The sequence below is a fragment of the Amycolatopsis kentuckyensis genome (assembly GCF_002155975.1).
GTDB lineage: Bacteria > Actinomycetota > Actinomycetes > Mycobacteriales > Pseudonocardiaceae > Amycolatopsis > Amycolatopsis kentuckyensis.
In genome coordinates this window covers 307-8,224 of record NZ_MUMI01000453.1, presented here as the reverse complement: position 1 = coordinate 8,224, position 7,918 = coordinate 307, and the positions used below count along the sequence as shown (strand labels likewise).

Annotated in this window: 4 protein-coding genes; 3 read left to right on the top strand and 1 reads right to left on the bottom strand. The window is 73.2% G+C overall.

The features are described from left to right. The 3 genes from CCN39_RS36420 to CCN39_RS36410 form a co-directional block, all read left to right on the top strand. Positions 1-4,542: RHS repeat-associated core domain-containing protein (locus CCN39_RS36420; protein WP_086849848.1), on the top strand; the 4,542-nt coding region annotated here is incomplete at its 5' end. An 82-nt stretch (positions 4,543-4,624) separates the two neighbouring features. Beyond that, a complete protein-coding gene (locus CCN39_RS36415) occupies positions 4,625-5,173 on the top strand; it encodes a GNAT family N-acetyltransferase (protein WP_086849846.1) in 549 nt (182 codons plus the stop codon). Beyond that, complete coding sequence (locus CCN39_RS36410) at positions 5,170-6,477, top strand: MFS transporter (protein WP_086849844.1); 1,308 nt, start codon at positions 5,170-5,172, stop codon at positions 6,475-6,477. The genes CCN39_RS36415 and CCN39_RS36410 overlap by 4 nt, the downstream gene beginning before the upstream one ends. On the opposite strand, the gene CCN39_RS36405 is transcribed toward CCN39_RS36410, so the two are convergent. After that, on the bottom strand, positions 6,435-7,655 hold the full coding sequence (locus CCN39_RS36405; protein WP_086849842.1) for an SGNH/GDSL hydrolase family protein: 1,221 nt from the start codon (positions 7,653-7,655) through the stop codon (positions 6,435-6,437). The two genes, CCN39_RS36410 and CCN39_RS36405, sit on opposite strands and share 43 nt — an antisense overlap. Positions 7,656-7,918 lie beyond the last annotated feature (263 nt).

The window sequence follows — 7,918 nt, the reverse complement described above, 5'->3', positions numbered from 1 at the left end:
GACATCATCGCCGAACTGGTCGGGCACCTGATCAGCTGGGCACTGCAGGTGCTGTTCACCTTGGGCATCGGCCTGACCTGGGTGGTGCCGCAGGTGATCAACGCGGTGGCGAAGACCGCGTCGAAGATCGCCGATCTGGTGAAGCGGCTGGTGACGGCGTTGAAGGCGCTGGTGCCGCTGCTCAAGCGGGCGGGCGATCTGTTCGCGGACGCGGCGAAGGCGCTGAAGAACATCAAGCCGGGCAAGGCTGCGCCGCCGCCGAAGCACGCCGACATCAAGAGCGGCCCGAAGGACATCGGCGGCCCGAAGGGCAAGGGCGGTCCGGACGCACCCCCGCCGAAGACCGACCCGCCGCCGAAGGGCGGCGGCGACGGCAACCCGACCCCGTCGGGCGCGCACGGCGACGGCAACACCACGCCTTCCGGCGCCAAGGGGGGCGGGGACACGCCGCCGAAGACGGACCCGCCGCCCGCCTCGAAGGGGCCGGACGACACCCCGAAGTCCCCGGACCCGACGCCGCCCCCGGCGTCGAAGGGCCCGGACGGTGGCACCACGCCGTCCGGGGCCGGCAAGGGGCCGGACACCCCGCCGAAGCTCAAGGACAGCAACCCGAAACCGGACGAGCACACGACCCCCGCCGCGAACCGGTCACTGTGCGGCGACCCGATCGACGTCGCCACCGGCGCGGTGCTGCTCGAGCAGACGGACGTCGAGCTGCCCGGTGCGCTGCCGCTGGAGTTCGGCCGGACGCACCTGTCGAGCTACCGCGCGGGCCGCAGCTTCGGTCCCACTTGGACGTCCACAGTGGACGAGCGGATCGAGGTGGAGCCGGACGGCCTGCACCTCGCCCTGGCCGACGGGACGATCCTGCGCTACCCGGTGCCCCGCGGCATCGAGCCGGTGCTGCCCGAGCACGGCCCGTACCTGGCGCTGCGCCGGGTGCGCCACGGCTTCGTCGTCGGTGCCCCGCAGCACGACCGGATGCGCTACTTCGCCGCCGAGCCGGGGGAGACCACCCTGCCGCTGCGCGCGCTCGTCGACGGCGCGGGCAACCGGGTCGTCGTCCGGCACCGCGACGGCGTGCCCGTGGCGATCGAGCACTCCGGCGGGTACCGCCTCGAGCTCGACTCGGCCGACGGGCTGATCACCGCCGTGCGCGTGGCGGGGGAGCCCGTGCCGTTGGCCGAATACCGCTACGACGCGCGCCGGCGGCTGGTCGAGGTCACCGACGCGGCCGGGACCCCGCAACGGTTCACCTACGACGCCGACGGCCGGATCGTCCGCTGGGAGGACGTCAACGGCCGCTGGTACGGCTACCAGTACGACTCCGAAGGCCGGTGCGTGCAGGCGCGTGGCGCCGAGGGCTACCTCGACGCCAGCCTGGCCTACGAGCCGGGGCTGACCACGGTCACCGACTCGCTCGGCGCCGTCACCCGCTACCGCCTCGACGAGCGGCTGCGGGTGATCGGCCGGACCGACGCGCTCGGCGGCACCACCAGCACCGAACTGGACCGCTTCGGCCGGGAGATCGCGCGCACCGACGAACTCGGGCACGTCACCCGCTGGGAGCGCGACGGGGCGGGCAACGTGACCACCGTGGTCCGCGCCGACGGCACCCGGATGGTCACCCAGTACGACGAGGGTGGCCGCCCCGCCTCGGTCACCGGGCCCGACGGCGCCGTCTGGCGCTACGAGCACGACGAGCGCGGCCGCCTGGTCCGCGACATCGACCCGACCGGGGCCGCGACGAGCTACACCTACGACGAGGCCACCGGCACGATGGCCACGGTGACGGACGCCCTCGGCGGCGTCACCCGGTTCGAGGCGAACGCGGCCGGGCTGCCGGTCGCGATCACCGCGCCGGACGGTGCGGTGACCCGCTACTCCTACGACTCACTCGGCCGGCTCACGAGCGTCACCGATCCCACCGGCGCGACGACCCGCACCGTGCACAACGCGGCCGGCGACCTGGTCGAGCAGGTGGACGCGGACGGTGCCGTGCACCGCTTCGGTTCGACGGCGGTGGGCCACACCGACGAGCGGACCGACCCGCGCGGCGGCGTCAGCCGGATCTCCTACGCCCAGTTCGACCTGCCGGTCAGCGAGCAGCGCCCGGACGGCGGCGTCCTGCGCTACGGCTACGACACCGAGCTGCGGCTGACGTCGGTCACCAACGAGGCCGGGCTGGTCTGGCGCTACGAGTACGACCCGGCGGGCCGGCTCGTCCGCGAGGTCGACTACAACGGCCGGTCCCTGGACTACGCCTACGACGCCGCGGGACGGCTGATCCTGCGCGGCAACGGCGCGGGGCAGACGATCGCGCTCGAGCGGGACGCCCTCGGGCGGGTGGTCCGGCGCCGCAGCGGGGACGAGGTCGCCGAATTCGCCTACGACGCGGCCGACCGCGTCGTCCTGGCCCGCAACGCGCACTGCGAGCTCCGGTTCGCCTACGACGCGCTGGGCCGGGTGGTCAGCGAGTCGGTGAACGGCCGGGCCGTGCTGTCGGCCTACGACGCGCTCGGCCGCCGGACCCACCGGCGCACCCCGACCGGCGCGGAAGCGGTGTTCGCCTACGACGCCCGCGGCCGCGCCACGTCCCTGGCCACCGGCGGGCGCACGCTGCAGTTCGGCTACGACGCCGCCGGCCACGAGACCGCGCGCCGGCTGGTCACCCGGTACGGCGTGGCCGCCGAGCTCCACCAGGCGTGGACTCCGGCCGGCCAGCTCGCGGTCCAGACCGTGCGGCGCGGCGAGGCCACAGTGCAGCGCCGGGAGTACGGCTACCTGCCCGACGGGTACCTGGCCACGGTCACGGACCTGATCTCCGGGCCGCGCAGCCTCGAGGTCGGTCCCGCCGGCCGGGTGCTGGCCGTGCGCGGCGCCCGCTGGCAGGAGAGCTACGGCTACGACCCGGCGGGCGCGATCACCGTGGCCGACTGGCCGGGCGCGCCGGAAGCGAGCGGCCCGCGCAGTTACCGGGGCACGCTGCTCACGGCGGCCGGCGCGACCCGCTACACCCACGACGCCGAAGGCCGCGTCGTGTCGCGGGAGCGGGGCGGCCGGCGCTGGGAGTACCGCTGGAGCGCGGAAAACCGGCTCACCGCCGTCCGCACGCCCGAGGGGGTGACCTGGCAGTACCGGTACGACGCCGTGGGCCGCCGGATCGCCAAACAGCGGCTGGACGCGGCCGGCGCGGTCGCCGAGCAGGTCGAGTTCTCCTGGGACGGCACCCTGCTCGCCGAACAGGTCCACGGCGTTCCCGGCGGGCCGCTCGTGGCCACCGTCTGGGACTGGGCGCCGGACGCCGAGCGCCCGCTCGCGCAGACCGAACGCGTGCTCGGCGACGGCGCCGACCGGTTCCACGCCGTGCTGACCGACCTCGTCGGCTCGCCGGCGGAACTGCTGGACGAGACCGGCGCGCTGGCCGGGCACCAGCACACGGCCCTGTGGGGCGCGCTGGTCTCCGCGGGCGGCCACGCGGGCACGCCGCTGCGGTTCCCCGGCCAGTACCACGACGCGGAGACCGGGCTGCACTACAACCTGCACCGCTACTACGACCCGGAGACCGGGCGGTTCGTCTCGCACGACCCGCTCGGGCTGGCCCCGGACCCGGACTCGCTGGCCTACGTCGGCAACCCGACGGCGTCGATCGACCCGCTCGGCCTGGGGAAGGTGACCCCGTGCGCCGCGTCGGGCTCGGGTGGCGGTGGCGGCGGCAAGAAGCCGGACCGCTTCCACCCGTACAGCAAGCCGAACTCGGCGCCGAACAAGGGCAAGCGCCGGGCGCACAAGTACCCGGAAGGCACCTACGGCGACAAGGACTTCGAGCGCAAGCGGCTCGAGGACAAGTTCGGCTCCAAGATCGACGGCAACAAGACCCACCAGTCCGAGCACACCGCGGGCTTCGACGTGCTGAACGACAACGGCGCCCCCGGCAAGGTGCCCCGCAAGGAGGGCCGGGACCTCGAGAACAACGCGTGGGCGTACTACGAGGAACACGGTGCCCATCGCAACCACCCGGGCACCGGCACCAGCCACGCCACGCACGATTCGGGCTGGAACGCGCCGACCTACCGGCGTGACCAGCGGGCCGCGATCGAGAACAACGACCCCAACACCGCGGTCCAGCTCAACCAGCTCGGGTACGCGCACCAGCCGGGCTTCCAGAGCAACCACGCCGATCCGGTGATCCGGAACCGGATGGACATGGCCGACGACTCGTACCACCGGATGGTGAACGACGTCCACGCCGGCGGCGAAGGGATGCGGTACAACCCGCCGCCGGGCTCGGCCGTGCCGGACGGGGGTGCGGCGGTACCGGGAACCGGGCACGTGACGACCCGCCCGCTGAGCGACGCCGACGCCTTCGAACTGCACGAAGCCCGCAACGCGGCGCGCACCGGCAACTGGCCCGGCGACGACGCCTGGCAGCGGTACTACCCGGACCCCACCCCGGAAGACTGGGCGCGGCTGGAACGCGGCGATTTCGATCCGCCGCAGCTGCCGCCGATCAAGCCGGGCAGCCCGATGAACCTCGACTGACCCCCCTGGCGCCCGCGTCACGACCCTGAGCAGTCCTTTCGGGGTCTCGACAGCGGGCGCCCGGGCGGGCGACACTGGGCCGATGACCGGCCTGATCACCGGAAGCCGTGTCCGGCTGCGGCCAGCTGCCGCCCCGGACGCCGCCCGGTTCGAGGAGATCCTGTCGCACCCCGAAGTCGCCCGCTGGTGGGCCGACGCCGAGGAGCCGGTGGCCGCCCAGGTGTCCTATCTGCTGGACCCCGACGAAGGCACCACGACCTACGCCATCGAATACGACGACGTCATCGTCGGCATCGAACTCGCCTTCGAGGAGGCCGACCCGCAGTACCGCCACGCCGGGATCGACATCGCCGTGCACCCGGACTTCCAGGGCCGCGGCCTGGGCACGGACGCCATCCGCACGCTGGCCGAACACCTGTTCACCGAACGCGGGCACCACCGGCTGGTGATCGACCCCGCGGCCGGCAACGAGGCGGCGATCCGGCTCTACTCCTCGCTGGGCTTCCGCCCGGTCGGCACGATGCGGTCCTACGAGCGCGGTCCCGACGGCAGCTGGCACGACGGGCTGCTGATGGACCTGCTTGTGGACGACCTGGTCGTTGCCCCCGACCCAGCACTAGCCGGCTCGTGAGCGGCCGCGCGGTCGCGGCCCGGCCCTTGCGGCGGGTCGCCGTGGCGAGCGCGGTGGGGACCACCATCGAGTGGTACGACTACTTCATCTACAGCACGGCGACGGCGCTCGTGTTCAACAAGGTGTTCTTCACGTCGCTGTCGCCTGCTTCCGGGACTCTCGCGGCTTTCGCGACGCTCGGCGTCGGATTCCTGGCCCGCCCGGTCGGCGGGATCCTCTGGGGCCACTTCGGCGACCGCGTCGGCCGCAAGGCGATGCTGGTGCTGTCGCTGCTGCTGATGGGCTTCGCCACCGTCGGCGTCGGGCTGCTGCCGACGTACTCCGCAATCGGTGTCTGGGCGCCCGTTCTGCTGCTGATCCTGCGGTTGCTGCAGGGGCTGAGTGCGGGCGGCGAATGGGGTGGGGCCGCGCTGATGGCGGTCGAGCACGCGCCCGAGGACCGGCGCGGCCGGTACGGGGCGTTCTCGCAGATCGGTGTGCCCGCCGGGCTGATCCTGGCGCAGCTGATGTTCTTCGTCCTCGGCCGCTCGCTGACCGACGCGCAGTTCGCGTCCTGGGGCTGGCGGGTGCCGTTCCTGGCGAGCATCGTGCTCGTCGGCGTCGGCCTGGTGATCCGGCTGCGGATCGAGGAAAGCCCGGTGTTCACGCGGTTGCGGGAGACGGAGGAACGCAGCAGCCGGCCGATGGTCGAGGTGCTGCGCGAGCGGCCGCGGGCGCTGCTGGTGGCGTCCGGCAGCTTCATCGCCAACACCGCGATCGGGTACATCTTCCTGGCCTACCTGCTGTCCTACGGCACCTCGGTGCTGAAGATCAACCGCACCACGCTGCTGGTCGTGGTGATCGTCGGCAGCGTGACGTGGCTGGTGAGCATCCTCGCCTCGGCCGCGTGGTCGGATCGCGTGGGCCGAAAACCGGTGTACCTGGCCGGATCGGTGCTCCTGGTGGTCTGGCCGATCCCGTTCTTCCTGCTCGTGGACACCAAGGCGACGGCGTGGCTGATCGTGGCGGTGATCGTGCTCAACATCGGTCTCGGCGCCACCTACGGGCCGCAGTCGGCGTTGTTCGCGGAGCTGTTCGAGCCGCGCTACCGCTACAGCGGGGCTTCGTTCTCCTACGCCGTGGGCGCGGTGCTGGGCGGTGGGTTCGCGCCGTTGATCGCGACGGCGTTGCAGACCGCCACGGGCACTTCGCTTTCGGTGTCGCTCTACCTGGTGGCGGTGGCGGTGCTGAGCCTGGTCGCGGTCCTGTTCATCCCGCGGGATCAGAGCCGGTCGAGGCGGACGGCGGCGGCCATCCGCTCGTAACCCGCGTCGCCGGGGTGGAGGTGGTCGCCGGAGTCGTAGGCCGGCAGCATCCGGAGTGGGTCGGCCGGGTCGCGGACCGCCGCGTCGAAGTCGACGACGCCGTCGAAGACCCCGCCGGTGCGGATGAACGTGTTCACCGCCTGGCGGGTCGCTTCGAGGGTGTCGTCGTAGACGCGCCAGCCCTTGAACGGCGTGAGCGTGCCGCCGAGGACGCGGATGCCGCGCGCGTGCGCCTGGGCCACCAGCTGCCGGTACGCCGACGTGATCGCGTCCGGGTCGGTCTGGTGCGGGGTCTGCTGGATGTCGTTGATGCCTTCGAGCACGATCAGCGTCCGCACGCCGCCGACGCTGAGGACGTCGCGGTCGAAGCGGGAGAGCGCGTTCTGGCCGGCGCCGGAGCCGGGCACGTCGAGCAGCAGCCGGTTGGCGCTGATGCCGGCGTTGAGCACGCCGAAGCGGCCGTGCAGGCGGTCGGCGAGGTAGTCCGGCCAGCGGTGGTTGGCTCCGGAAGCGGATCCGACGCCGTCGGTGATCGAGTCGCCGAGCGTCACGATGGCCGCTTCGGCGCCCCCTTGGACGTCGACGCCGGTGACGTAGTGCCACACCGACGTCTGCTCGGTGTAGGGGGCACCGGACTCGCTGGCCGCGAAGTCGCCGTTGCGGGTGAAGTACGACGTCTGCGCCGCGGCCGGGTGGTAGGTCACCGGCCCGGACTTCGCCGGCACGTACGTCGTCACGAGCAGGTTCGCGTCGGCGGGGATGCGGAGGTGCACCGGATCGCTCAGCGCTTCGGCGCCGGCGGGGACGACGACACCCGGGGCGCCGCCGAAGGTCAGGGTCCGCAGGGTGCCCGGCACGGCGTCCGGCCCGGTGCCCTGGACCGCGACGGTGACGTGCCCGAAGGTCAGGGGAGCGGTGCCGAAGGCGTTCGACAGGTGGACGCGGGCGCGGCCGCCGCCGGCGCTGGTGTGCACGACGTTGCGGATCGAGTAGCCCGGGTAGCCGTCCGGCGTGTTCGCGACGGCGGCCGCGGGCGCCGCGGCCCAGGTGCCGACCCAGCCGCCGACCGCGTGCTGGGGGAGGGCCGGGACAGCGCTTTCCGGGTTTGCGCTCCCGGACGTCGTGAGGAGACCGAGGCCCGCCAGGACGACCGCGCTCACGGCCACGAAACGTCGCATGGTCCCACCGTCGCGCGCGAGTCCGCGTGGCGGCGACCGCTGATCAGGTGAGGCACCGGACAAGATCCGCGACAGCTGGAGGCGGGCCCGTCCGGGATTCTGGGGATGCCGGACGGGCCCGCGCGAGGTGGCCGTTGCCGCGACGGCCGCTCGCCGGGGTACCCGGTCCCGATCGGGCGGAGGCTGGCCCGGATCGTTGCGTCGTGGTGACCCCGGAGGGCGTGTGCGAGACGCCCTCACCCCAAGCACGGCCGCCGGGCCGC

Excerpts from the sequence above, each read along its gene's own strand:
- CCN39_RS36405 (WP_086849842.1), bottom strand. The coding sequence starts at position 7,655 with ATGCGACGTTTCGTGGCCGTGAGCGCGGTCGTCCTGGCGGGCCTCGGT.
- CCN39_RS36415 (WP_086849846.1), top strand. The coding sequence starts at position 4,625 with ATGACCGGCCTGATCACCGGAAGCCGTGTCCGGCTGCGGCCAGCTGCC.